22 protein-coding genes are annotated in these 24,415 nt (G+C 60.8%); 5 read left to right on the top strand and 17 right to left on the bottom strand.

Annotated elements, in window-relative coordinates:
• Window positions 1-233: 233 nt before the first annotated feature.
• Complete coding sequence (locus ABGT79_RS12350; RefSeq protein ID WP_346666674.1) at window positions 234-2,405, bottom strand: heavy metal translocating P-type ATPase; 2,172 nt, start codon at window positions 2,403-2,405, stop codon at window positions 234-236.
• A 480-nt stretch (window positions 2,406-2,885) separates the two neighbouring features.
• On the opposite strand from ABGT79_RS12350, the gene cadR reads away from it, so the two are divergent.
• The 5 genes from cadR to ABGT79_RS12325 all read left to right on the top strand — a co-directional run bounded on the left by cadR (window position 2,886) and on the right by ABGT79_RS12325 (window position 6,778).
• The gene (gene cadR, locus ABGT79_RS12345) at window positions 2,886-3,374 is read left to right on the top strand and encodes a Cd(II)/Pb(II)-responsive transcriptional regulator (RefSeq protein WP_294488429.1); all 489 of its coding nucleotides are present in this window, start codon (window positions 2,886-2,888) and stop codon (window positions 3,372-3,374) included.
• 178 nt (window positions 3,375-3,552) lie between these two features.
• The gene (locus ABGT79_RS12340) at window positions 3,553-4,167 is read left to right on the top strand and encodes a hypothetical protein (RefSeq protein ID WP_346666429.1); all 615 of its coding nucleotides are present in this window, start codon (window positions 3,553-3,555) and stop codon (window positions 4,165-4,167) included.
• Between the two features lie 15 nt (window positions 4,168-4,182).
• The gene (locus ABGT79_RS12335) at window positions 4,183-4,752 is read left to right on the top strand and encodes a hypothetical protein (RefSeq protein ID WP_346666428.1); all 570 of its coding nucleotides are present in this window, start codon (window positions 4,183-4,185) and stop codon (window positions 4,750-4,752) included.
• 158 nt (window positions 4,753-4,910) lie between these two features.
• Window positions 4,911-5,957: an ABC transporter permease gene (locus tag ABGT79_RS12330; protein ID WP_346666427.1), complete on the top strand. Its 1,047-nt coding sequence runs from the start codon at window positions 4,911-4,913 to the stop codon at window positions 5,955-5,957.
• Window positions 5,954-6,778: an ABC transporter permease gene (locus tag ABGT79_RS12325; RefSeq protein ID WP_346666426.1), complete on the top strand. Its 825-nt coding sequence runs from the start codon at window positions 5,954-5,956 to the stop codon at window positions 6,776-6,778. The genes ABGT79_RS12330 and ABGT79_RS12325 overlap by 4 nt, the downstream gene beginning before the upstream one ends.
• A gap of 376 nt (window positions 6,779-7,154) precedes the next feature.
• Here the strand turns inward: ABGT79_RS12325 and ABGT79_RS12320 are convergent, their stop codons facing one another.
• The 16 genes from ABGT79_RS12320 to ABGT79_RS12245 form a co-directional block, all read right to left on the bottom strand.
• Window positions 7,155-7,421 carry a glycine zipper domain-containing protein gene (locus tag ABGT79_RS12320; RefSeq protein WP_346666425.1) on the bottom strand — a complete coding sequence of 89 codons (267 nt, stop codon included), beginning with the start codon at window positions 7,419-7,421 and terminating at the stop codon, window positions 7,155-7,157.
• 19 nt (window positions 7,422-7,440) lie between these two features.
• The gene (locus ABGT79_RS12315; RefSeq protein WP_346666424.1) at window positions 7,441-7,812 is read right to left on the bottom strand and encodes a hypothetical protein; all 372 of its coding nucleotides are present in this window, start codon (window positions 7,810-7,812) and stop codon (window positions 7,441-7,443) included.
• A 700-nt stretch (window positions 7,813-8,512) separates the two neighbouring features.
• Complete coding sequence (locus ABGT79_RS12310; RefSeq protein ID WP_346666423.1) at window positions 8,513-9,478, bottom strand: hypothetical protein; 966 nt, start codon at window positions 9,476-9,478, stop codon at window positions 8,513-8,515.
• Between the two features lie 203 nt (window positions 9,479-9,681).
• The gene (locus tag ABGT79_RS12305; RefSeq protein WP_346666422.1) at window positions 9,682-11,073 is read right to left on the bottom strand and encodes an MFS transporter; all 1,392 of its coding nucleotides are present in this window, start codon (window positions 11,071-11,073) and stop codon (window positions 9,682-9,684) included.
• A gap of 560 nt (window positions 11,074-11,633) precedes the next feature.
• Entirely contained in the window at window positions 11,634-12,119 is a 486-nt protein-coding gene (tnpA, locus tag ABGT79_RS12300) for an IS200/IS605 family transposase (RefSeq protein WP_346666421.1), read from the bottom strand.
• Between the two features lie 202 nt (window positions 12,120-12,321).
• Window positions 12,322-14,859 (bottom strand): endopeptidase La, encoded by a 2,538-nt coding sequence (gene lon / locus ABGT79_RS12295; RefSeq protein WP_346666420.1) that lies wholly within the window; start codon window positions 14,857-14,859, stop codon window positions 12,322-12,324.
• A 36-nt stretch (window positions 14,860-14,895) separates the two neighbouring features.
• Window positions 14,896-15,591, bottom strand: coding sequence for a DNA repair protein RadC (gene radC / locus ABGT79_RS12290; RefSeq protein ID WP_346666419.1), 696 nt, complete (start codon window positions 15,589-15,591; stop codon window positions 14,896-14,898).
• Window positions 15,592-15,595: 4 nt separating this feature from the next.
• Window positions 15,596-16,588 (bottom strand): DNA polymerase III subunit delta, encoded by a 993-nt coding sequence (gene holA / locus ABGT79_RS12285; protein WP_346666418.1) that lies wholly within the window; start codon window positions 16,586-16,588, stop codon window positions 15,596-15,598.
• A 22-nt stretch (window positions 16,589-16,610) separates the two neighbouring features.
• The gene (locus tag ABGT79_RS12280; protein ID WP_346666417.1) at window positions 16,611-17,144 is read right to left on the bottom strand and encodes a hypothetical protein; all 534 of its coding nucleotides are present in this window, start codon (window positions 17,142-17,144) and stop codon (window positions 16,611-16,613) included.
• A 148-nt stretch (window positions 17,145-17,292) separates the two neighbouring features.
• Window positions 17,293-19,797, bottom strand: a complete 2,505-nt coding sequence (gene leuS, locus ABGT79_RS12275; protein ID WP_346666416.1) for a leucine--tRNA ligase — start codon at window positions 19,795-19,797, stop codon at window positions 17,293-17,295.
• A 66-nt stretch (window positions 19,798-19,863) separates the two neighbouring features.
• Entirely contained in the window at window positions 19,864-20,325 is a 462-nt protein-coding gene (gene nusB / locus ABGT79_RS12270) for a transcription antitermination factor NusB (protein WP_346666415.1), read from the bottom strand.
• Window positions 20,325-20,795: a 6,7-dimethyl-8-ribityllumazine synthase gene (ribE, locus tag ABGT79_RS12265; RefSeq protein WP_294487218.1), complete on the bottom strand. Its 471-nt coding sequence runs from the start codon at window positions 20,793-20,795 to the stop codon at window positions 20,325-20,327. The genes nusB and ribE overlap by 1 nt, the downstream gene beginning before the upstream one ends.
• 7 nt (window positions 20,796-20,802) lie before the next feature.
• The gene (locus ABGT79_RS12260; protein WP_346666414.1) at window positions 20,803-22,023 is read right to left on the bottom strand and encodes a bifunctional 3,4-dihydroxy-2-butanone-4-phosphate synthase/GTP cyclohydrolase II; all 1,221 of its coding nucleotides are present in this window, start codon (window positions 22,021-22,023) and stop codon (window positions 20,803-20,805) included.
• 9 nt (window positions 22,024-22,032) lie between these two features.
• Window positions 22,033-22,698, bottom strand: coding sequence for a riboflavin synthase (locus tag ABGT79_RS12255; protein WP_346666413.1), 666 nt, complete (start codon window positions 22,696-22,698; stop codon window positions 22,033-22,035).
• Between the two features lie 2 nt (window positions 22,699-22,700).
• Window positions 22,701-23,831, bottom strand: coding sequence for a bifunctional diaminohydroxyphosphoribosylaminopyrimidine deaminase/5-amino-6-(5-phosphoribosylamino)uracil reductase RibD (gene ribD / locus ABGT79_RS12250; RefSeq protein WP_346666412.1), 1,131 nt, complete (start codon window positions 23,829-23,831; stop codon window positions 22,701-22,703).
• Window positions 23,828-24,370, bottom strand: a complete 543-nt coding sequence (locus tag ABGT79_RS12245) for a cytidine/deoxycytidylate deaminase family protein (RefSeq protein ID WP_346666411.1) — start codon at window positions 24,368-24,370, stop codon at window positions 23,828-23,830. The genes ribD and ABGT79_RS12245 overlap by 4 nt, the downstream gene beginning before the upstream one ends.
• Window positions 24,371-24,415: the final 45 nt, after the last annotated feature.

Below are 24,415 nucleotides of genomic sequence, written 5' to 3'. Positions count from 1 at the left end.
CGCAAAACCGACAGAAAAACACCGGAGCCTTGCACCGGAAAAGCTCCGACAACACGGACGGGGCTTCCATTCGCACGTAATTATGCTCAAATGAGCAAATAAATCTTCCCCGGACTTTCGTCAAGAGGGCAAGAACTTTTTTATGCGCTTCGATCTCTTCAAAACGGCAACAGGGCCTTCGGAGGTCCTCTGAACCTTCCGAAAGCCCCTGCCCGTCAAACGTCGGCCGCGTCCTACTCAGCAGGATTGCCCGCAGCCCTCAGGCCGTTGGCCACCACAATCAACGCGGTGCCCACGTCAGCGAACACGGCCATCCACATGGTGGCGCATCCGGAAAAGGCCATGGCGAAAAACAGCGCCTTCACGCCCAGCGCCAGAGCAATGTTCTGCACAAGAATGGCATGCGTGGCACGGGAAATCCGGATGAATCTCGGAATCTTGCGCAGATCGTCGTCCATGAGGGCCACATCGGCCGTTTCCATGGCGGTGTCGGTGCCGCCGCCGGCCATGGCAAAGCCGATGTCAGCCCGGGCAAGCGCGGGAGCGTCGTTGATGCCGTCGCCGGCCATACCGGTATGCCCCCAGTTCTTTTCCAGTTCCTCCACGGCACTCAGCTTGTCTTCAGGCAGCAGGCCCGCGCGAAATTCGTCCACGCCCGCCTGTTCCGCCACAACCTGCGCCACCTTTTCGTTGTCGCCCGTGAGCATGACCGTGCGCACGCCGAGCTTCTTGAGGTCTCTCACCGCCTCCACGCTGCTTTCGCGGATGGTGTCTGCCACGGCGAACACCGCCACGGCCTTATGCTCGTCGGCCAGCGTCACCACGGTTCTGCCACCGGCTTCCAGGGCCGCGGCGCGCTTCTTCAATTCGTCGGACGCCATGCCCGCCTGATCCATCATGCGCAGGCTGCCGAGGCTGTAGCGAACGCCGTCGATGACGCCCCGCACGCCCTGTCCGGCCACGGCTTCAAAATCTTCCACAGGCAGAAGCGTCCTGTGTTCTTCTTCCGCCTTTTCCGCCACGGCGCGGGAGACGGGATGATCCGAACGTCCGGCCAGGCTCGCCGCAAGTATGAACGCCTTCTGTTCGTCGCTGCCGCCGAGAGCCACCACGTCCGTGAGTTCCGGCTGACCGTGGGTTAGCGTTCCGGTCTTGTCGAGGGCGAGACAGCGCAGCAGACGTCCCTGTTCCAGGAACATGCCTCCCTTGACCAGAATGCCGTTTCTGGTGGCGGCCGCCATGCCGCTGACCACGCTCACCGGGGTGGAGATCACCAGAGCGCAGGGGCAGCCGATGACCAGAAGCACAAGGCCGGTGTAGATGGAATCCAGCCATTCACGCCCCATGAAGAGAGGCGGAATCAAGGCCGTGAGCAGTGCGAGCAGAAACACGGCGGGCGTGTACCAGCGGGCGAAGCTGTCCACCATGCGCTGCATGGGAGCGCGACGGCCCTGCGCGTCTTCCACCGCATGAATGATGCGGGCAAGGGTGGTGTCCGAAGCGCCGGCCGTCACCTCAAATTCCAGCGAGCCGGACGTGTTGATGGTGCCTGCAAACACGGTGTCGCCCTCGGTCTTTTCCACGGGCACGCTTTCGCCCGTGATGGGAGCCTGGTTCACCGCGGAGTGACCGGCAACGACAATGCCATCCAGCGCTATTCTCTCGCCGGGCTTCACGCGCACGCGCCGGCCGGGCTGCACCTGCCTGATGTCGAGTTCCGTCCACGAGCCGTCACGCTGCTGCACCGTGGCCTTTTCCGGAGACAGGGCCAGAAGCTTGCTGATGGCGTTGCGGGCTCTGTCGAGCGCGCGGGCTTCGATGGCTTCGGACACGTTGAACAGTACCATGACCATGGCGGCTTCCGGATACTGACCAATGAGCACGGCGCCCGTGACGGCCACGGACATGAGGGCGTTGATGTTGAGGTTCAGGTTGGAAACGGCCAGCCAGCCCTTGCGGTAGGTGCCGAGGCCGCCGAGCAGAATGGCCGCCACGGCGAAGATCAGCGGCAGCGCGCCCACCAGGGAAAAACCCTCGGCCGGATGAGCGATCACGCCCCATTCGAGCGCGAACTCCATGCCTTCGGAAAGCGCGGCGAACACGCCGGCCGCCGCCAGTTTCTTCCACGGAATGGGCGTGGATTCAAATTTCCGCGGCGCAGCTTCGTTCTTCTGTCCGATCGGCTCGGGAATCATGTCGATGGACGAAAGCGCTTCCTCGATGACCGCGGTGGAAGCAAGCTCGTGATGCACGGTAAGCACCCGCTGCATCAGATTGAATTCAAGACCGGTGATGCCTTCCACGGACGCCAGTCTCTTGCGGATGAGCGCCTCTTCCATGGGGCAGTCCATGTTCTTGATGAGGTACACCGCCGTGGTGTCCGAGGCGGCCGCCGCGAGAGACATGTCCACGGGTTCGGGAGCCTTGTGCTCATGCGGGCAGCAGCACCCGTGATGCTCGTGACCCTCGTGGTCGTGTTCATGGGCATGATCGTGCGCATGAGCATGGTCATGATCTTCGTGATGATGCTCGTGACGGCCTTCCTGCTCCACGGAGGAGAAGGGACGCAGCGTAAAGTTGCTGCAGGCGCACGCGCCGCTTCCGGAATCGGGATATATGAGGTTGTCCTTCATGCTGTTTTCTCCTTGTTGAAATCAAGGTAGTGTCTATAGCAGCTATAGAGTCAATACATTTTTTCATTTTTTTGAAAATCTCTGTCAATTTTTGCAACACACTGAACAACAAGGATTTTTTTGCAATCATTTCTCGCTTTACGGCAGGAGCCGCCCGTTGCTTCCAAGCGGCCGAGCAACGCGGGCCTCTTGACTCGGCAAACGGCATCCTTACCATGAAGGCTCCGGCTCGAACAGGAAAAGGAGGACGACATGCCTTTAAAAATAGGAGAACTCGCCAGACTGTCAGGCTGTCAGGTCGTGACCATCCGCTATTATGAGAAGGAAGGACTGCTGCCCCCGCCGGAACGCACGGACGCCAACTATCGCCTCTACAGCGACGAAGACGTGGAGCGCCTGCACTTCATCCGGCGCTGCCGCCTGCACGGCATGAATCTCGCCGAAATACGGAATCTTCTGGCCTTCAAGGACAATCCCACGGTGAGCTGCGCCTGGATCAACGAACTCGTGGACAAGCACATCGCCGACGTGGAAAAGCAGATCGCCTCGCTCCAGCATCTCAAGAAACATCTTGAGGCGCTGCGCCGCACCTGCGCGGGCGATCATGTACAGGGCTGCGGCATCATCGACAGCCTGGATCACGGCAATCCCTGCGCCTGCTGCGAAGAGGGGCACTGTGCCCTGAACGACTATCCCGCCGCCTCTGCCGCGCCGGGGAAAAAGCGTTCGCGCGCGCACTGAGGCTGTCTGTCCGCGCTTTTCCCCGCGCCTTTCGGAGTGCGCCGCCTGCGCCCCGCCCTGTCCGCAAATGCCCGGGCCCGAGCTTGTCCGCGCAATACGCCCTTGCGCGCGCTGCCCGCTTGTCGTACCATTGCCCGGCCTGCGGGAAGCTCCCTTCCCGCTCAAAAGGAAGGAAAATATGAGTTTTCTCAAAGCAAGCACCAGCTTCACGCGCTTTCGCATCATTGACGACGTTCCCGCCGAACTGTGGCCCGCCATTCCCGAAAAGCTCCGTCAGTTCGCCTTCATGGACATCGACGACATCGCCGAGGAACGGGCCTTCGGCTGGACCAATTTCGACGACATGCTCGATACCGAATGGAAGCTCAGCCCTCCGGAAAAGGCCGACTATCTGACCTTTTCCCTCCGGCTCGACACGCGCCGCATTCCGCCCGCCGTGCTACGCAAGCACACGCGCATCGCGCTGCGCGAGGAGGAGGCCCGCATCAAGGAACTGGGCAAGAAGTTCATTCCCCGCGACCGCAAGAAGGAAATCGGTGAACAGGTGAAGCTGCGCCTCATGGGACGTTTTCTACCCATTCCCGCAGAATTCCAGGTGGTCTGGAATACCCGCACGGGCCGCGTCTACTTTGCCTCCACGCAGACGAAAATGATTGAAATGTTTCTTGAACTCTTCACCCGCAGCTTCGATCTTCGCCTCGAACAGCTCGTTCCCTGTGCGCTGGCGCTCTCCATGTTCGGCGAACAGTGCGCCGACAAGCTCGACGCCGTGGAATCCACGCACTTCATCTAACCGGGGGCATCGAACATGGCAGACATCGGCTACATCGGAGAAAACACCGATCTTGTTTTAGGGCAGGAATTTCTGACCTGGCTGTGGTTCCGCAGCGAAACCGGCAACGTGTTCCGCATGGAATCGCCGGAGCACAACGGCGAGCCCTTCACCGTGGCCATGGAACAGCGCATCGTGGTGCGCGGCGGCGAAGGCGAAAATCAGGAAACCGCCACCGTGGTGGGCTCCTTCTCGCCCCTGCGCGAGGCCAGACTCGGCCTGCTCACCGGCAAGCAGGTGGTGCGCGCCCTCGTGCGTCTGGAAAAGGACGGCATGGACTGGCAGGTGACGCTGAAGGCCGAAGATTTCAGCATCAATTCCCTGCGCACGCCGCCCATCTCGAAGGAAGACGCTTCCGAAGACCCGGACGCCGTTTTTCTGGAAAAAATGTATCTGCTCGATCAGGCGCTGGACATGCTGGATGAAATGTTCCGTCATTTCCTCAAGCTGCGCCTGACCCCGGCCTCGTGGCAGGCCGAAACCAAAGCCGTGGCCGAATGGATGCGTCACGACATAAGTCAGGGAGCCATGCAGCCCGGAGCCTGACATTCACGGCCGTTTTCCGCACACAGGCAGGAAGGCGGCCGTTTTTCCGCAAAAGCGTCCGGCGAAGCGGCGGCAGGCCTTTTTCCTGCCCTGCCGCCGCAAACGCCGTGTTTTTTGCACGAATTTCACAACTTCCACTTATTGAGGAGCAGAACGCAATGAAAGACGCTCCGACTTCCGACGGCGTCGCCGCTTCCCGCTGGCGGGCGCTCGCCGTGCGCGCCGCGCGCAAGACCCTGTGGATGCTGCTGGTGCTCTGGGGCATCACGCTGGTGAGCTTTTTCGTGATCCATCTTGCGCCCGGCACCCCCACTGACATGCAGACCAGTCTGAATCCGCTGGCGGGCGACATGGTGCGCGAACGCCTGAACGCCCTCTACGGACTGGACCGCCCGCTCTGGGAACAGTACGCGGACTGGCTCGGCCGCCTCGTCCGGCTGGACTTCGGCATTTCCCTCTCCAGCGACGCGCGCCCCGTCATGGAAAAAATCATGGAACGCATGCCCCTTACCGTCGGCATGAACGTCATTTCCCTGCTGCTCACCCTGCTCATTTCCATACCCATCGGCATCGTGTCCGCGGTGCGGCGGGGCTCTCTGCTCGACCGCGCGCTCACCGTGCTGGTGTTTCTCGGCTTTGCCATGCCGAGCTTCTGGCTGGCCATGCTGCTCATGCTCTATTTCGGCATTGATCTCGGCTGGCTGCCGCTCTCCGGCCTCACCTCGCTCGACTACGCCCAGCTCTCGCCCCTGGGAAAGGCGCTGGACATCGCACGGCATCTCACCCTGCCCATTCTTGTGGGACTCGTGGGCAGCATTGCGGGCACGTCGCGCTTTCTGCGCTCCTCCATGCTTGAGGTGCTCCGACAGGACTACATCACCACGGCCAGAGCCAAGGGCCTGCCCGCAAGGCTCGTCATAGGCAGACACTCGCTGCGCAACGCGCTTCTGCCCGTCATCACCATGCTGGGGCTCTCCGTGCCCGGACTCATCGGCGGCAGCGTCATCATCGAAACCATCTTCGCCCTGCCCGGCCTCGGTCAGCTTTTCTACACGGCCGTCATGGCCCGCGACTACCCGCTCATCATGGGCAATCTCGTGCTCGGCGCGGTGCTCACACTGCTCGGCAACATGCTCGCCGACGCAGGCTACGGTCTGGCCGATCCCCGCATCAGAACCTCCGCCCGTCAGGAGAACAAGGCATGAGCATCTCCCTGAAAAGACACGGCATGTTTCTCACGGGGCTGACCATCGTGCTCGTCATGAGCCTTCTTGCGCTGCTCGCGCCCTGGATAGCCCCCTTTGATCCCGCTGCCCTGAACCTCGATCAGATTCTCATGCCGCCCTCGGCCGAGCACCTCCTCGGCACCGACGAACTCGGGCGCGACGTGTTTTCCCGTCTGCTTTACGGCGCGCGCGTGTCGCTGTGGGTGGGCTTCGTCGCCGTAGGCATATCCACGGCCATCGGCATAGCGCTGGGGCTGGCTTCCGGCTACTTCGGCGGCTGGACGGACGAACTCATCATGCGCGGCGTGGACGTCATGCTCTGCTTTCCTTCGTTCTTTCTCATTCTTGCCGTCATCGCCTTTCTGGAGCCGAGTCTCACCAACATCATGGTCGTCATCGGACTCACGTCGTGGATGGGCGTGGCACGCCTTGTCCGCGCGGAAACGCTGTCCCTGAGGGAACGCGACTTTATTGCCGCGTCAAAGCTCGCCGGGGCTCCCACCTCCCGTCTTCTTTTCGTGCACATTCTGCCCAATGCCCTCGCGCCGGTGCTGGTTTCGGCAACACTCGGCGTGGCGGGAGCCATTCTCGTGGAATCCTCCCTGAGCTTTCTCGGACTCGGCGTGCAGCCGCCCGACGCAAGCTGGGGCAACATGCTCATGGACGGAAAAAACACCCTGGAAATAGCGCCCTGGCTTTCGCTCTACCCCGGTCTTGCCATCCTCATCACGGTGCTCGGCTACAACCTGCTCGGCGAAAGTCTCCGCGACATGCTGGATCCCCGCCTGCGGGATCGCTGACCGGCACCGGCCGCGCGCCTTTTTCACCTGCAAGCGTCCGCGTCCCCGGGCGGAGGAATCCGAATTCTCCCGTGCAAGGCGCTCCCGGAAACACGCGCCTGCCCCGCCGAAAAGCCGCGCGGTGCTGCCTGAGAACAGCCTTTTCCCTGATGCGGCGCGCTGACGCCGGTCGCAGCGCTGCGCACAAGACGTGCAACAGACGCAAAAAAAGCCCCCTTTCGGGGGCTTTTTCAGTCTTTCCTGTCGGCCTCGGAACAGTGCATGTCTGCATCATGCCGTTCCCTTCCTGCGGCTTCCCGCCGGAAACGCCGACCTGTCATTCATCGGAAGCGAACCTTGCGGTTCTTCTCGGATCCTGTCTCATGACATGTCAACGCTACCAGCGACGGCCATGATCGTAATAATCATTCCGTTCCTGCTGATGGCCGTAAATGCCGCCGGCCAGGGCTCCGAGTCCGCCGCCGATGAGCGCGCCCGTCGTGCCGCTGCCGCCGGTAAGAGCACTCAGGCCGCCGCCGATAAGCGCGCCGCCGGCGGCTCCGCTGAGCGCGCCCTGCTGCGTCCTGTTCATATTGGTGCAGCCCATGGAGCCGAAGGCCATAACGCCCACCAGAAGTACAACAACGGGAAGTTTCTTCATCATACTACTCCGAGAGACACTCTCACTTTTTATAGGCCGGAGCCATGAACTCATACCAGAGAACATCAAACACCGGTCGTTCCGCATCCGAGGGATGGGCGGCATACCAGTCGTCGAGATTCTTCTGAATCTGCTTCCAGTTCTGATCGCCGAAAGCCTTGATCCAGGCCGCAACAAACGGAGAAGGCTCCGTTTTCTGTCTGTCGGCGACAAGCTGTTCGATCGCCACGGTGCTCGATACACCGTACAGGAAGGCCAGCTTTTCCGAGGTGGTGGAAGCCGTCCACTGCTTACCGGTAAGGTCGGCCGGGCCGGCCTTGGCCTCAAGAGCGGGAATAGTCAGGCCGCAGATCAGGAGCGCGGCGCATGCGCACTTGAGAAAACGAACTTTCATAGGCAATTCCTCCGGCTGATGACGTATTGACGAGCCCTCATATGGGCCGTCTGGGATCGGGCCTCAATCCGGGACGCGGAGCCCCCGGTCTCGGACCTCCCGGACGGGGGGCGGGTCTCGATCCAGGACGCGGCGCAGGTCTGGGCCCGGGTCTGCCGGGTCTGGGAGCGGGGCGTCCGGATCTCGGCGCAGGTCTCGGTCCGGGACGTCCGGGTCTCGGAGCGGGACGCGGCCCAGGTCTGCCCGGACGGGGAGCAGGACGAGGGCCAGGTCTGCCGGGCCTCGGCGCGGGAGCGCCCGGACGGGGAGCGGGCCTGCGGGGAGGCGGAGGCGGCGCAGCTTCAGCCTCGCGGGGCAGCAACGACGCCGTCATGCCGACGGTCAGCATACTCACCAGAGAACAAAGAAAGGTACGTCTATCCATATGTTACCTCTTCCTGTGCAGACTGGACAGGATCCTTTCTAGGGTGATAGCGCACACCCCCCTGTTATGCAAGAGTCGCGCAAAAGAGCCACGCATCGAAAAAATACACGTATTATACTGTTTTAATACGATATATCACTTCATTTTCCCCACGGGACTCTTTGTAACAAACTCCTGCGAAATCCTTCCCTTCCCTACGTTCAGGATTACCGCGAAACCATGGGAAAAGCCATGATAGAGCTCTCGGGACGCCTCAAATTCTTGCCGAAAAAATTTTCATCGCTCTTCGGGGTACTGTTCCATGCCGCCCTGAAGCCACAGCGTGCCGGTCACATCGTCGCCCACCTGCGGCACGTAGCCTTTCAGCACGTGCTCCGCCGCGTAGAGGTAGCCGCGCACCGAACGTTCCCCCGAACCGGAAAACAGTGTGAGCATACGCAGAAAACGCCGTCCCATGAATTCCACCCACTCCGTGCCGAGCACCGGCACCTGAAAGGCCCACATGCTCACCACCTCCGTGGGAAACAGCATGCCCACGCCGTGCGTGGATACCCTCTTGGGGGCAAAGTCGGCCGCCTTCTTCTCCGGATGGGCGATGAGAAACGCCTTCAACGCCTCGTCATAGGCGGGCGTTCCCTTCTGAAGCGCAATATCGACATGCCGCGCCTGCTCCAGCGAAAGGGCGAGTCCGGCCATATGAAAATCCGCCCGGCTGCCGAACTGCAGCTGCGGAACATGTTGGAAGAAGCCCGCCAGAAAAAACGAAAACGGCGCGCCGGTGACATCGGCCCTCGTGGCCACCACTCCGGATATGCCGTTGGTCCAGATGTGCGCCTGCTCAATGATGGAAGGCACGGGCAGACCTTCCAGCGCAGGGTATCCCCCCACGAAGTCCGCCTTTCCCTTGCCCTGCGTCATGACGATGTGCGAATGAATGCCGAGTCCGCCGCTCACGGGAGAAGCCAGAAGAATGACGCTGCTGCCGTCCTTGCGATGCATGACGGGGCCCTGCGCCGAGCTTTTTTCAAAAAGCTGCTGCAGCGCTTCGACATATTCTCGGCTTCCGCCGGGGAAAAAGGCGGACCACACGTCGCCGAGGCCTTCAAAGTGTCTGCCCATGAAGGCCGAAGACGGCCCTTCGTTGTCCGGCGCGGAATCACTGGACGTGTTGTTTCTCAGGGGAGGCTGCCTGCTTGCCGTGCTGCTGCCCCTGCCGCCGAAAAGTTTGCCCAGAACTCCCATACCTTCTCCTTTTTCGATGTTCCCCGAGCCATGCCCCCGGACCGCCGCACGGGCACTTCGGTCCGGCAAAACGCCGCACTAGAAAACGAACATGCGAAGCGCCTGCGCAATCCGACAACGCTCTGACTTCCCTTCCCCCGGCGCGGGCCGGGGCCTTCATACTCCGGCATGCTACACGTCAGAAGAACGACGGGCAAGCTCTTTTACCGATGATGCCGCAACGCGCGCAGACTGAGTCCCACACCCAGAAGATTGAGCATGCCGAACAGCAGCAGCGTGTAGTGCATGGCATGCAGGAAGAGACCGGAATTTTCATGCGTCACGGCGGTGTCGCCCATGAAAAAGCCGATCATGCAGGCCATGATGATGTGACTCATCAATCCGCCCATGGTGCGGAGGCATCCGAACAGGCCCGAGGCCACGGAAAGCTGTTCCTTGGGCACGTTGCCCAGGGTGGCCGTCATGTTGGGAGCCACAAAGAACGCAGCTCCCGTGCCGAGCGCCGCCTGACTGATCACGACCTGCCACACGGGACTGCCCTCGCCCAGCAGCATGAGACTCAGTATGCTCACACCGCACACCATCATGCCCGAGGTGGAAATGATGCCGGGGCGATACTTGTCGGCCATTCTTCCGGCCACGGGCGAAAACACCGTCTGACACAGACTCTGCATCATGAGGATCATGCCGGCATGGAAGGCGTTCAGGCCGAGCACCTGCTGAAGATAGAGGGAGAAAAACAGGGAGAGCCCCTGAAAGGAACCGTAGTTGATGAAGGTCGCCGCCATGCCGTCGGGAAGTCCCGGGACCTTGGCCAGTATCTTCAAGTCGAACATGGGATCGGCGGACGTCCATTCTCTGCGGACAAACGCCATCAGGATCAGCACGCCCAGAGGCAGCATGCCCACCACGGCAGGATGCAGGAACGTACACGTTGCGCCCATGGTCATGCAGGCAAGGCCCAGCGCTCCCAAAAATGCGCTCACGACGTCGAAGGAACGGCCGGATTTTGCCTGCGTATCGCCGGGAATGACGTGATGCAGCAGAATAAGTTCCGCCAGACTCAGCGCCGCAATGAGAAAGAACACCATGCGCCAGCCGGAGAGTTCCGTAATGCCGCCGCAGGCCAGCGGACCGATGGCGAGTCCGAGGTACACGGCCGACACCACAATGCTTATCACCTGACCGCGGATATGAGGCGGAGCGAGCGTCACGCTGAGCGTGGTGACGGCGCAGGAAATGGTGGCGGCGGCAACTCCCTGAGTAAAACGCAGGGGAATGAGTACCGACATGGCCGGAGCGAGGCCCATGAACACGCTGAAAAGACAGAAGCAGCCCACGCCCGCCAGCAGGGTGCGCTTGACGCCGAATATATCGGCGATGCGTCCGCTCAGCATGTGCGAGATGGACTGCCCCAGGTTATAGCACACCATGACCAGCGAAAGCATGACGGCCGGAGCTCCCAGGGATTCGCCTATGGACGGAAGTATGGCGGCCACGCCGCTCATGAGGAAAGGCGCGAACAGATTGCCCGTCCAGAGGGCGGCAATAACGGCTTTCAAATGCAGAGACGAGGTGTTTTCGACTTCGGACATGACGAACCTCCCTGAAAAAAACTACGCCAAACCGGCATCGGTGGAAAGAAAGCCCGTCATTTTCGTGAAATAACGATCAATACAATATGTCTTCTCCTGCTCCGCGACATGATGAGACATAAGCGCCGCATTTCTGCTTTATTCTCACCCTTTTCTGTCTGATTCTTCCGCATAACCATGCAGAGCCGTCAAAACTTCGTGCCGACAATCCGACCATTTCTGCGAGGAAACCAGGTCCGGCAAAAGCCCAAACGACAATGTTGACGCTTGCAAGGTTTTCGCAAAGCACCTTTCATTTTCAAACGATCATCGACCGTTCGGTGCTTTTCTTCGCTTGACGAGCTCTCCTTGTCGCGCAGGCTCTCTCCCCCCCATCCAAATCCGGCTCTTCTTTTCATTATCGTTCTTTATTTCACATAATCATGACGTTTTCTTCATGGTGCTCCGCAGCTCGTCAGCCTGATCGAAAAAGACGGCACGCATCCGCTGCCCGAAAATTCCGAACTCCCAATTCTCAGAGAAGGACTTTTGCTTCCAGCCCGGCAGCCCCACCAACAGACTCATTGTCGATCTGACGCCTGCATTTCTGTTGCCGACGGCCCGTAAAAAGGGCTTCCGGCGTATGGGATGCTCAGCTGATCTCCGAGTTTATCCTCGGCCAGTTGACGCCTGATGTACTCAGCTATCTTTGCCTTATTCGTGCCCATCGTGTCGACAGAGTAACCACGGCGCCAGAACTCCCTACGATATTTGAACTTCAACTCGTCGAGCTGCTCATATATCATCAGGCCGCTCTTTCCTTTCAAATATCCGGCAAACGCCGATACACTCATCTTGGGCGGCATCTCAAGCAACATATGGATATGGTCGGGACAACATTCTGCTTCTACTATGTTTACCCCCTTCCATTCACATAATTTCCGCAATATTTCTCCTATGACTCTTTTCTTCTCACCATAGAAAACCTGTCGGCGATATTTTGGTGCAAAGACTATGTGATATTTGCAGTTCCATTTCGTATGCGCTAACTTCTTTGTGTCACCCATTGTGACCTCCTTTTGATTTGCTTATTGGCGCAGTTGCCAGACCGCACCTCTTTCTTAGCAAATCAAAAGGAGTGTTTATAACTTACGCATAACTATAAGTTTTCGGGAACCCCCAGCCTAGCTGGGGTTTTTCTTTTAATCAAAAAGGCCGCTCCCCGAAAGGAACGGCCTCATAACACGCATCGCCCGGCAGTTCAGGCGGCTACGCCTCTTTTTTCTCCATTTTTTCTTTCTTTTCTTCCAGCACCAGCGGCAGCAGTTCGCCTATGGTATGCACGGTGTGAATTTCGATGCGGCGGCGCAGATCGGAAGGAATCTCTTCCAGATCCTTGACGTTCTGCGCGGGAATGACCGCACGCTTCAAGCCTCTCGCCACCGCGCCGAGAATCTTTTCCTTGATGCCGCCCACCGGCAGCACCCGTCCGCGCAGCGTGATTTCGCCGGTCATGCAGGTATCGCTGCGCACGGGGCGTCCGGTCAGCGCGGACACCAGCGCAGACACCAGCGTCACGCCCGCCGAAGGCCCGTCCTTGGGCGTCGCGCCCGCAGGCACATGAATGTGAATGTCCAGCTTCTGCGAGAACTCGGGATCAATGCCCAGCTCCCGGGCATGAGAACGCGCATAGGTCACGGCGGCCTGCGCGCTTTCCTTCATGACGTCGCCGAGCTGACCGGTCAAAAGCAGTCCGCCCTTGCCCTGCATGGTGCTCACTTCAATATGCAGCACCTCGCCGCCGGCCTGCGTCCAGGCAAGGCCCAAAGCAACGCCGGGCAAAAGCGAGCCTTCCTTTTCCTCGTCCAGAAAGCGCGGCGCCCCCAGCAGTCTGGCCACCACGGCCGGCGTGACCACAAAGGGAGGCTTTTCCCCCTCCGCCTTGCGTCTCGCAAGCTTGCGGCAGATGGCTCCGATCTGGCGCTCCAGTCCGCGCAGACCGGCTTCCCGCGTGTATCCGCGGATGACGCGCGCCATGGCGTTGTCGCGGAACACGATGTCCTCTTCCTTGAGACCGTTTTCCGCAATCTGGCGCTTCAGAAGATACCGGCGAGCAATGGCCAGCTTTTCCTGTTCCGTGTAGCCGGAAAGATGGATGATCTCCAGTCTGTCCAGCAGCGCGGCGGGAATGGTGTCGAGCTGGTTGGCCGTGCAGAGGAACAGCACCTTGGACAGGTCGAATTCCAGATTCAGATAATGATCGCTGAAATGGGAATTCTGTTCCGGATCCAGCGCTTCAAGCAGCGCCGAAGCGGGATCACCACGGAAATCGTTGCCGAGCTTGTCGATTTCATCCAGCACGATGACCGGATTGCGCGTGCCCGCCTGCCGGATGGCCTGAATGATGCGGCCGGGCATGGCGCCGATGTAGGTACGGCGATGTCCGCGGATTTCCGCCTCGTCGCGCATGCCGCCCAGGGAAATGCGCTGGAACTTGCGGCCGAGCGCTCTTGCGATGGACCGGCCGAGAGAGGTCTTGCCCACGCCGGGAGGCCCCACAAAGCACAGCACCGGTCCCTTGGAATCGGGATTCAGCTTGCGCACGCTCAAAAATTCGAGAATGCGGTCCTTCACCTTTTCAAGACCGAAATGATCCTCGTCCAGAATGGCCGCGGCCTTCACGATGTCCAGTCTGTCGCGGGACATCTTCTTCCACGGCAGCTCGGCCAGAAGATCGAGATAGGTGCGAACCACGTTGGCTTCCGCGGAATCGTTGTGCATCGAGGCCAGACGACGAAGCTGCTTGTCGGCCTCGCGTCTTGCGTCGGGCGGCAGCGAAGCCTTGTCCAGAGCCTTTTTGAGATTTTCGTTCTCGTCGTCGCCGTCTTCGCCGTCGCCGAGTTCCTTGTGTATGGCCTTGAGCTGCTCGCGCAGAAAGTAATCCTTCTGCGCCTTGTCCATGCCCTCGCGCGCCATGCTCTGAATGCGCGCCTGCATGGTGGCCACTTCCACTTCGCGAACCAGATGCTTGTTCACCAGCCGCAGCCGTTCCACAGGATCGAGGCATTCAAGCAGAGCCTGAGCCTCATCCACGCGCAGGCGCATGTTGGCGGCAATGATGTCTGCAAGGCGGCCCGGATCATTGACGGAGTTCAAAACGTTCATGATTTCCCCGGAGGGAAGTCCGCGCAGATGCAGAATGCGGTCGCTCTGTTCCCGAGCAGAACGCATCATGGCTTCAAGCTCCACGTCGGAAACGTCACCGCGGTTTTCTTCCAGCACGCGTATGCGTGCAAGAAGTATGGGGCCGTTATTGTCGAATTCCTCCACCTGCGCGCGCGACAGCCCCTGAACCAGCAGCTTGACCTGACCGTCGTTCATCTTGATCATGCGCAAAATCATGACCACGGAGCCGACATTGTACAGATCGTCCGGTTCAGGTTCTTCGGCCGAAGCATCACGCTGGGCGCAGAGCAAAAGGTAACGGTTGCCGTTGAGCGCGAATTCCACGGCCTCCATGGCCTTTTCGCGGCTCTCGAACAACGGAACTATCATGGAATTGAACACCACGCTGTCGCGCAGAGGCAGAACCGGCAGCACGGAGGGAATCGCCGGAGCCATGTCGTCGGCATCGCCGGCAGGGTTCTCGCCGGAGGCTCCTCCTTCGTTGCCCTGCCCTTCCCCGGAGTCGTCCGAGCCATTGTCCCGAGCCTCCGCAGGAAGAGCGGCATGTTCCGTCTCCTGTTCCAGCAGGTCTTTCTTCTCTTCTTCCGGCAATGCGGAAAGCGTCTTTTGCGTATCGCTCATGCTATCCTCAATTAGGGCAGATCCCAATCCTTTTCGTCACGCAAGGCGGCAATCGTGCATCATGCTGAAAGCCGCTTCGGAAGTGATGATCACATGATCGTGCAGGTACAGGCCCAAGGGCTGGAGCGCCAGGGCGATGCGACCTGTCAGCGCCCTGTCCTCCTGCGACGGCATGTAGGTTCCGCCGGGATGGTTGTGCATGAGGACAAGACTGCTTGCATGGTTCCGTATCATGAGCTCCACAACCTCAAACGGTTCCAGAGCCACATGATCCGGCGAGCCATGACGAATCTTTTTAAACATAAGCAGTCGATTCTGTTTGTCCAGAAGCGCGGCCCACACTTCTTCATCGGCGCAGTGCTTCAGACGCTGCCTGCCCATTTCCACAAGATCGGGCAAGGTAACGGTCTGCTTTCTTTGTACGTTGCTTTCCGATGCGCGGGCAATGATTTCCCGGAGAAGACAAAGAAAACTATCAACGGCCGGTCCGCAGCCTTCCACGTCGGCCAGTTCTTCGGACCTGGCCGAAAGCAGGCCGTCGAATCCGCCGAACCGTGCCAGAAGACGCTTGGCAAGCAGCTTGTTGTCGCGCCGGACATACACGCATCCGAGCGCAAGCTCCAGCACTTCGTAATCGGGAAGGGCTCCGGGATCGGCCAGGAAACGCTCGCGAAGGCGTTTTCTGTGACCGGAACGCAGATCGGATTCGGAAGCAGAGGCGGCGACCTTCATAACGTCAGCGCCCGACATTCATCCGGCCCTGTTCCGGGGCGAACACGAGGGAAAGCGAGGCCACGAGCTCTTCCATGGCCTGAAGCGGCTGCCGGGCTCCGGTCTTGACCGAAAGCTCGGCCTTCTGAAGCTCGGCGAACATGCGGCACAGTCCCGCAAAACCCACGCGCGAGGCAAGGCGGCGCTTTTCGTTTTCCACAAACTGGGGAACAAAGACCTTGTCTCCGGCCTGAAGCTGCCAGAGCAGGCGGGCTTCTCTGGCCATGAGCGTCAGCAGAGGAAAAAGCAGCGATTCGCCGCCGTCGCCCTCGCGCAGCAGCGTTTTCCACACGGCGCGCGCATTGCCGTTTTCCAGCTGACGGATGACGTCGAAAATGACGGCTTCGGGCGTGAATTCCGTCATCTGACGCACAAGAGACACGTCCACGGCACCGTCAGGCGAGGCGAGATAAAGCTGTTCCAGTACGCCGCGGATGGCGGAAGCATCGGGAATAAGCATTTCCGAAAGCGCGTTGAGAGCATCAGGAGCCATGCGCAGTCCCATGGAGGAAGCCTGCTTCTGAATGTGCTGCCGCAGGGAACGGGCATCTATGCCCGCCGAGCGCCACACCCATTTCCGACTGTCGGCAAAGGCCAGACACTTGAGCTTGGCAATGTACGCGGGCAGTTTGGGCTGCCCCTTTTCCCAGGGGCCTTCAAGACAAAATACGGGCAGCACCGCGGATCTCGGCGTGCCGAGCGCGGCGGAAAGCTTCTTCCACACTTCCGCGGGAAGCTGCTGCGCGCCCCGCACCACCAGCACGCGGCTGCGGCCGTCCATACCGAGCAGCGTGAGCGCGTCCCAGAAGCGCCTGTCCAGGCCTTCGTCCGCCCAGAACGTCTGCACGTCGGGCGGCAGCGCCCCGGATGACGCCGGAGCGACGAGCTCCCGCTCCACGTATTCGCGAAGCAGCGCGGCATCGGGGCAGATGCAGAAGAAGAAACCCGGCCTGTCCATGACGATCTCCGTTCGAGGCGACTCAGAATTTCTGCTGCATGCGGTCGAAGGCGCGGCGCAGCGCTTCCTTCAGACCGTCGCGGATGGCGTTGCCTTCGTCCACGGTCTCGTACTTGTCGAAATAGGAAATGACGCCGGAACGCCACACCACCGTGCCGTTTTTGCCGCTGCGCACCACAAGTTCAAGCTGCACCACGGTGTCGCTGAGCAGGGTGTTGTCCACGCTGTTGGACACGGAAGAGCGCACGCGGAAGCCCGGCATGGTAATGGTGAGAAGATAGTCGGCGTTGCCGCTGTCCACCCAGCGGGCCAGACGCCGCAAATTGACTTCGTCGCGCGCAAGGCCGCGCAGATAATACTGAACCCAGGGATACATGGTGACCTGCTCCACCTTGTCTATCCTGAGCGTCTGATTGCCGTCGCCGAGCACGCTGACCGCTCTCGAGCTGCTGGAGGAATACCCGTCCAGCTCGTATCCGCAGCCGCCGACGAACAGACTCAGGCAGCAGACGGCGGCCGCCATCATACCTTTCCACGTTCCCCTGGGTTTTCTCATCAAACATTCCTTTGCGGCGGAGTCGGAAGCGCGGACAAGGTCCTTTCCGAAAGATTGCGCCGCATTTTCCGTCCGAAGGGAGGGAAGATCGCTCTTCCCTCCCTTTTTTCGGAATATGAGCATGAAGCCTCGCTCCGCACCGGCGAAGCTATCCGGCCACCACGTTGACCAGCTTGCCGGGCACCACGATGACCTTGCGGATCGTCTTTCCGGCAATATGATTCTGGATGGAGCGCTCGGCAAGTGCGGCCTTTTCCAGTTCTTCACGGGACGCGCCGGCAGGCACTTCCACCTTGCCGCGCAGCTTGCCGTTCACCTGCACCACCACGGTGACCACGTCGCGCTTCAGCGCTTCCTCGCTCCATTCGGGCCAGCGCACGTCGTCCAGAGAATCCTCATGGCCGAGCTGCTGCCAGACTTCCTCGCACATGTGCGGCGTGAAGGGGAAGAGCATGACGAGCACCGTGGCCATGGCGGACGAAAGAGCCCTGCGGCCTTCTTCCGTGGCGGAAAGTTCCTCGCGGTACTGGTTCACGCTGTTGACGAGCTCCATGATGGCGGCGATGGCGGTGTTGAACTGATTGCGTTCCGCGATGTCCTCGCCCACCTTCTTCACGGTGGCGTGTTCGCTCAGGCGCAGCGCCCGGATGGCGTCGCTTGCGGCGGGCGAAAGGTCGGAACATGCGGACACGGGCTTCAGAATGGACTGCATGTCGGAGAACATGCGCCACACGCGGCTCACGAAGCGGTAGGAACCTTCAATGCCGCTGTCACTCCAGTCGAAGTCGCGTTCCGGCGGCGCGGCGAACAGGCAGAACAGACGCACCGTGTCGGCACCGTACTTCTTCACCATGGCATCGGGATCCACGATGTTGCCCTTGGACTTGGACATCTTGCTGCCGCCGAGCAGCACCATGCCCTGCGTGAGCAGATTCTTGAAGGGTTCGTCCATGTCGGCGGGCAGATAGCCGAAGTCGCGCAGCATCTTGGTGAAGAAGCGGGAGTACAACAGGTGCAGAATGGCGTGTTCCACGCCGCCGATGTACTGATCCACGGGCATCCAGTACTTGAGCGCCTCCATGTCGAAGGGAGCGTCTTCCTTGCGGGCGGACGTGTAGCGCGCAAAGTACCAGGAAGATTCCACGAAAGTGTCCATGGTGTCGGTTTCGCGGCGGGCGGGGCCTCCGCAGCAGGGGCACACGGTCTCTACAAAGGAGGGCGTGTGCGGCAGCGGCGAACGGCCGTCGTCGCAGGTCTTCACGTCGAGCGGCAGACGCACGGGCAGATCTTCAAGCTTCACCGGCTGCACGCCGCACTTTTCGCAGTACACCACGGGGATGGGAGCGCCCCAGTAGCGCTGACGGGAAATATTCCAGTCGCGCAGGCGATAGTTGACCGTGGCGCGGCCCTTGCCGGTTTCTTCCAGCTTCTTGATGATGGCCGCCTTGCCTTCGGTGCTGGGCATGCCGGAGAACTCGCCGGAATTCACCAGAACGCCGGGTTCGGTGTAGGCTTCCGTCATGGAGGCGGGATCCATTTCCTTGCCGTCGGGGCTCACCACCACCTTGATGCCGATGCCGAACTTGCGGGCGAAGTCGAAGTCGCGCTGATCGTGCGCAGGCACGGCCATGACCGCGCCGGTGCCGTAGTCGGCGAGCACGAAGTTGCCGAGCCAGATCGGAATGCGGTCGCCGGTGAAGGGATTCAGGCAGTAGGCGCCGGTGAATACGCCGTCCTTTTCCAGGGTTTCGGACTGGCGGTCCAGGCGGTCCATATTGCGGGTGCGCTCGATGAAAGCGCGGATTTCAGCCTCGTTCTCGCGACCGGCAATGAGGGATTCCACAAGCGGATGTTCGGGAGCAAGCGTCATGAAGGTCACGCCGAACACGGTGTCGGCGCGGGTGGAGAACACCTTGATCTCGCCTTCGCGGCCTTCCAGCTTGAACACGATTTCCGCGCCGGTGGAGCGGCCTATCCAGTTGTGCTGCATGGTGAGCACGCGGGCGGGCCAGCCATTTTCCAGCTTTTTCAGATCGGCGAGCAGCTCGTCGGCGTAGGCGGTGATGCGGAAGAACCACTGCGTGAGATCCTTCTGTTCCACCACGGAATCGCAGCGCCAGCACTTGCCGTCGATGACCTGTTCATTGGCGAGCACGGTATGGCAGCTCGGGCACCAGTTCTGCGGCGCCTTCTTGCGGTACACGAGGCCCTTTTCCAGGCACTTGAGGAAGAATTCCTGCTCCCAGCGGTAGTATTCGGGGCGGCAGGTGGCTATTTCTCTGCGCCAGTCATAGGAGTAGCCCATGCGCTTGAGCTGGGAACGCATGTTGTCGATATTGGCATACGTCCACTTGGCGGGGTGCGTTCCATGCTTGATGGCGGCGTTTTCCGCGGGCAGACCGAAGGCGTCCCAGCCGATGGGATGCAGAACGTTGTAGCCCTGCAGACGGCGGAAACGCGCCATGACGTCGCCGATGGAATAGTTGCGGACATGGCCCATGTGAATGTTGCCCGAAGGATAGGGAAACATTTCCATAAGAAAATACTTGGGCTTGGAAGGATCAACATCGCAGTTGAAGGAGCCCTTTTCAGCCCATATCTTCTGCCATTTTTCTTCCAGCGCATGAGGATCGTAACGAGACGAGAGTGCCATTTTTGTTCCTTGAAGCTTCGGGCGTGCGCCCGCGATAACAGATCGAGAGATATTTCCGATGCGGCATCAGCCGCGGCTGCGCAGTTCTCCCTTGTCCACGGCCTTGCTCACCGCGTCGAGAATGCCGTTGACAAAGGTGTGGGAACGCGAATCGCCGTACTGCTTGTCGAGTTCGAGGGCTTCGTTCATGGAGACCTTGGGCGGAACGTCGGCGCGGTACAGCATTTCATACACGCCGAGGCGCAGCAGATTCAGTTCCACTCGCCCCACGCGATCCAGCCGCCAGTTGCGGGCGAAGCGCTCGATGACGGCGTCAAGCTCGTCGCGATGCTGCCACACGCCGTACACCAGCTCCCAGGCGAAGCCGGAAGGTTCGCCGTCCTGCTCCAGAGCCTCGTCCTGACGGGGCACGGCAAGGAAGGCGGCCTTGAGCTGTTCCACGGAAGCGCATTCCAGAAATTCCTGACCATACAGGGCCTGAAAGGCCAGCAGACGCTGTGCGCGACGGGAGGGTTCTTTTGCACCCATTACAGCTGCTCCATGACGCGGATGGTTTCCACAACGGCGGCGGCGGTTTCCGCCCCCTTGTTGCCCACATGGGCGCCGGCGCGCTCAATGGCCTGTTCAAGCGTGTCGCAGGTCAGCAGACCGAAGCCCACGGGCAGACCGGACTGCAGAGACACCTGCGCAATGCCCTTGGCGGCTTCGGAGCAGACGTAGTCGAAATGGGGAGTGCTGCCGCGGATGACCGCTCCGAGAGCGATGATGCCGTTGTACTGCGAGAACGCGGCCATCTTCTTGCACACGATGGGCAGCTCATACGCGCCGGGAACGCGCACCACGGTGATGTCTTCCTGCGCCGCGCCGTGACGGGTCAGGTAGTCGATGGCGCCTTCCACGAGATGCTGAACGATGAAGTCGTTGAAACGCGACGCCACAATGGCGATCTTCAGCCCCTGGGCATTGAGCTGTCCTTCTATGGTCTTGACGGAATACATGATGTCCTCACTCTGTCTTGGGGCATACCCGCTTGAGCAGGTGGCCCATTTTTTCTTTCTTCGTCAGCAGGTAGTCTTCATTGTAGCGGCCTGGCTCCTGCTCGATGGGCACCCGCTCCACGATGTCGAGTCCGTAGCCTTCCAGCCCCACGATCTTGGTGGGATTGTTGGTCAGCAGACGGAGCTTGCGAATGCCCAGATCCACCAGAATCTGAGCGCCGACGCCATAATCGCGCAAATCGGGCCGGAAGCCAAGACGAATGTTCGCTTCCACGGTGTCCAGGCCCTGTTCCTGAAGCGCGTAGGCCTTGATCTTGTTGGCCAGACCTATGCCGCGGCCTTCCTGCCGCATGTAGAGCAGCACGCCGCGGCCTTCCCTTTCTATCTGACGCAGCGCCGCGGCCAGCTGACCGCCGCAGTCGCAGCGCATGGAGCCGAACACGTCGCCGGTCAGGCATTCGCTGTGAACGCGGGCGAGCACGGGTTCGCCAGTGGTCACGTCGCCCTTCACGAGGGCCACATGGGTGCGGCCGTCCACGGAATTTTCATAGGCGATGATGCGGAACGTGCCGTACTTCGTGGGCATGGAAGCCTCGGCCGCGCGCTTCACGGCCACTTCGCCGTGCTCCAGACGCCAGCAGATGATGTCCTTGTTGGCGGCGATGTGCAGGCCATGCTCGGCGGCAAACTTTTCAAGATCGGCCATGCGGGCCATGGTGCCGTCGTCCTTCATGATTTCGCAGATGACGGCCGCTTCCTTGAGGCCGGCCATGCGGCACAGATCCACGCTGCCTTCCGTCTGTCCCGCGCGGGTGAGCACGCCGCCCTTCTTCGCGCGCAGAGGAAATATGCAGCCGGGTGAAACCAGATCCGAGGGCCTGGCGCCGTCGGCCACGGCCGCGCGCACGGTATGGGCGCGTCCTGCGGCGGAAATGGCCGGAAATTCGCTCTTTGCGGCGTCGATGGACACCGTGAAGTTCGTGCCGAACTTCGAGCCGTTTCGCCGCGTCATGAGCGGCAGATTCAGCGCGTCGGCGCGCTCGGCGGAAAGGGAAAGGCAGATGAGTCCCCTGCCCTCCCGGGACATGAAATTGATGATTTCGGGGGTAACGAACTCGGCGGCCGCCACAAGATCGCCTTCGTTCTCTCGGTCTTCGTCATCCACAAGGATGATCATTCTGCCCTTTTTAAGATCGTCAAGGGCGGTCTCCACACTGCAAAGGGGCATACGCTGTCCTCAAAGGCCGAAGCCGTTACGACGCAGAAAGTCCATGGTCACGCGCTCCTCGGGAGCCTTGCCGCCGGGGGCGTAGGGCTGCATGAGGTGCTTCACATACTTGCCGATGACGTCCGTTTCCAGATTCACCGCCGAGCCCGGACGCCAGAAGGCCACGGTGGTCACGCGCCAGGTTTCGGGAATGATGTTCACTTCCAGAAAACCGGGGCCGCAGTCGTTCACGGTAAGACTGATGCCGTCCAGCGTCACCGAGCCCTTGGGCACGATCTGCGAACTCCACTCCGGCTCGAACACGAGGCGGACGCAGCGCGACTGCCCCACGGGGCGCACGCTCTCCACTCTCGCCACGGCGTCCACATGTCCGCTCACGATGTGACCGCCGAAACGCTCTCCCATGGCCATGGCGCGCTCCATGTTCACAAGGCCGCCCACGGTCAGGCCGCCGAGATTGGAGCACGACAGCGTTTCCGCCGAAGCAAACGCCGTGAACGACGGTCCGGCGGGAATCCACGTTTCCATGGTGAGGCACACGCCGTTGCAGGACACGGATTCGCCGATTTCGGGCCTGTCCCACGCAAACAGCGGATGAAACCGGAACAGGATGTCTCCGCCGCGCTTGTCCACGGCCTCGACGCGGCCCTGCCCTTCCACAAGTCCCGTAAACATGACTATCCTCTGTCTGCGCGGAAATAAAGATGAATGTCGCCGTCCACCACGGAAGTTTTCACCACGCGCATGCGCAGCGCGTCGTCCATGCTGTCCACGGTGCGGCCCGAGAACACGGGCGTAGCGTCGGCGTCGCCGAGAATGGCGGGAGAAAGATGCAGATGAAATTCATCCACAAGACCGCGTTCCAGAAGCGAAAGCGCGAGCTTGCCGCCGCCCTCGCAAAGCACGTACAGGCAGTGCTCGTTTTCCCGCAGGCCCACAAGCGCCTCTTCCACGTCGAGGGCGTGCTTGCCCGCCGGGCAGTCCACGCCGTACACCCGCGCGCCGCGATTGCGCAGCGCCGCCGCGGAAGGCGACGCCGCCTGTGCCGCCGTGCTGAAGAACACGCAGTCCTGCGGCCTGTCGTCGAGCAGATGGCAGCTCGTGTCCCCCGCAGGCAGACGGGAGGTCATCACCGCGGCCAGAGGCTGACGCTGGGCGCTCGCCGTGCGCGCGGTAAGACGGGGATTGTCCAGAAGAAACGTGTTGCCGCCCACAAGCACCGCGCCGCCCGCTCGGCCGATGTTCTCGCGCAGACGCATGACCTCTTCGTGCGAGGCCCGGTTGGAAATGAGCTGGGAGCGGCCCGCCCGCGTAGCGATGCGTCCGTCGAGCGTGGAGGCCATCTTGAGAATGACGTACGGACGACGCGTGGTCTGCCACACGATGAAGTCGGCCACAAGATCGCGGCACTCCTTCTCAAGCACGCCCATCTCCACCTCTACGCCCATGGAGCGCAGATATTCCGCGCCGCCCGCAGCCTGCGCGTTCACGTCGGGCATGCCGACCACCACATGAGGAATGCCCGCTTCCAGAATGGCCTTCGTGCAGGGAGGCGTCTTGCCCTGATGATTGCAGGGCTCCAGCGTGACGTACAGCGTGCAGAGCGAGGGATCCACGCCCTTTTCGCGGGCGTCGCGCAGGCAGTTCACTTCCGCGTGCCCCTGTCCGCACACCTGATGCCAGCCCTCGGCGACGATCTTGTCGTCCTGCACCAGCACAGCGCCGACCGTGGGATTGGGAGCCGTGCTCCAGCGCCCTCTTTCGGCCAGTTCCAGGGCCCTGCGCATGAAATTTTCGTGACGATTCACGCCTTGCCTCCTTCCTTTTCCTCTCCCGCCGCGGCGCTCTTATCGCAGAGAGCTTCCCCGCTCACGGGGCACGCCTCATCCGCGCCGTGCGGCAGATGGATGACCTCGACGCCGGCTTCCGCCAGCATGTTCTTCGAGAACTCATCCGGATAATTTTCTGAAACCCATATTTTTTTAATGCCGCAATTAATAAGCATTTTCGCACAGATAAAACACGGATACGTGGTGCAGAAAAGCTCTGCCCCGCGCAGGGAGATGCCGTGAACCGCCGCCTGAATGATGACGTTCTGTTCGGCGTGAATGCCGCGGCAGATCTCATGCCTCTGCCCGGAAGGAATGCCGAGCTGCGCGCGCAGACAGCCGGCCTCAAGGCAGTGAGGCACGCCGGAGGGCGCGCCGTTGTAGCCCGTTGCCAGAATGCGCCGATCGAGCACGGCAACAGCCCCCACCTTTCTTCTCAGACAGGTGGAGCGTTCCGCCACAAGGTAGGCGATGTCCATGAAATACCGTGGCCAGCTGGCTCTGCCGCCCTGCGCCATAGCGCCTCCTGTTCCATCAACGGAAACTATCATGTGCAAGCCCGT

Source organism: uncultured Mailhella sp. (assembly GCF_963931295.1).
GTDB lineage: Bacteria > Desulfobacterota > Desulfovibrionia > Desulfovibrionales > Desulfovibrionaceae > Mailhella.
This window is presented reverse-complemented; position numbering and strand designations above follow the sequence as displayed.

Excerpts from the sequence above, each read along its gene's own strand:
- ABGT79_RS12255 (WP_346666413.1), bottom strand. The coding sequence starts at position 22,698 with ATGTTTACGGGACTTGTGGAAGGGCAGGGCCGCGTCGAGGCCGTGGAC.
- ABGT79_RS12310 (WP_346666423.1), bottom strand. The coding sequence starts at position 9,478 with ATGGGAGTTCTGGGCAAACTTTTCGGCGGCAGGGGCAGCAGCACGGCA.
- nusB (WP_346666415.1), bottom strand. The coding sequence starts at position 20,325 with ATGGGTGCAAAAGAACCCTCCCGTCGCGCACAGCGTCTGCTGGCCTTT.
- ABGT79_RS12325 (WP_346666426.1), top strand. The coding sequence starts at position 5,954 with ATGAGCATCTCCCTGAAAAGACACGGCATGTTTCTCACGGGGCTGACC.
- tnpA (WP_346666421.1), bottom strand. The coding sequence starts at position 12,119 with ATGGGTGACACAAAGAAGTTAGCGCATACGAAATGGAACTGCAAATAT.
- ABGT79_RS12330 (WP_346666427.1), top strand. The coding sequence starts at position 4,911 with ATGAAAGACGCTCCGACTTCCGACGGCGTCGCCGCTTCCCGCTGGCGG.
- cadR (WP_294488429.1), top strand. The coding sequence starts at position 2,886 with ATGCCTTTAAAAATAGGAGAACTCGCCAGACTGTCAGGCTGTCAGGTC.
- ABGT79_RS12260 (WP_346666414.1), bottom strand. The coding sequence starts at position 22,023 with ATGCCCCTTTGCAGTGTGGAGACCGCCCTTGACGATCTTAAAAAGGGC.
- lon (WP_346666420.1), bottom strand. The coding sequence starts at position 14,859 with ATGAGCGATACGCAAAAGACGCTTTCCGCATTGCCGGAAGAAGAGAAG.
- holA (WP_346666418.1), bottom strand. The coding sequence starts at position 16,588 with ATGGACAGGCCGGGTTTCTTCTTCTGCATCTGCCCCGATGCCGCGCTG.
- ABGT79_RS12340 (WP_346666429.1), top strand. The coding sequence starts at position 3,553 with ATGAGTTTTCTCAAAGCAAGCACCAGCTTCACGCGCTTTCGCATCATT.
- ABGT79_RS12320 (WP_346666425.1), bottom strand. The coding sequence starts at position 7,421 with ATGATGAAGAAACTTCCCGTTGTTGTACTTCTGGTGGGCGTTATGGCC.
- ABGT79_RS12350 (WP_346666674.1), bottom strand. The coding sequence starts at position 2,405 with ATGTCTCTCGCGGCGGCCGCCTCGGACACCACGGCGGTGTACCTCATC.
- ABGT79_RS12335 (WP_346666428.1), top strand. The coding sequence starts at position 4,183 with ATGGCAGACATCGGCTACATCGGAGAAAACACCGATCTTGTTTTAGGG.
- ABGT79_RS12305 (WP_346666422.1), bottom strand. The coding sequence starts at position 11,073 with ATGTCCGAAGTCGAAAACACCTCGTCTCTGCATTTGAAAGCCGTTATT.
- radC (WP_346666419.1), bottom strand. The coding sequence starts at position 15,591 with ATGAAGGTCGCCGCCTCTGCTTCCGAATCCGATCTGCGTTCCGGTCAC.
- ABGT79_RS12315 (WP_346666424.1), bottom strand. The coding sequence starts at position 7,812 with ATGAAAGTTCGTTTTCTCAAGTGCGCATGCGCCGCGCTCCTGATCTGC.
- ribE (WP_294487218.1), bottom strand. The coding sequence starts at position 20,795 with ATGTATTCCGTCAAGACCATAGAAGGACAGCTCAATGCCCAGGGGCTG.
- ABGT79_RS12280 (WP_346666417.1), bottom strand. The coding sequence starts at position 17,144 with ATGAGAAAACCCAGGGGAACGTGGAAAGGTATGATGGCGGCCGCCGTC.
- ABGT79_RS12245 (WP_346666411.1), bottom strand. The coding sequence starts at position 24,370 with ATGGCGCAGGGCGGCAGAGCCAGCTGGCCACGGTATTTCATGGACATC.
- leuS (WP_346666416.1), bottom strand. The coding sequence starts at position 19,797 with ATGGCACTCTCGTCTCGTTACGATCCTCATGCGCTGGAAGAAAAATGG.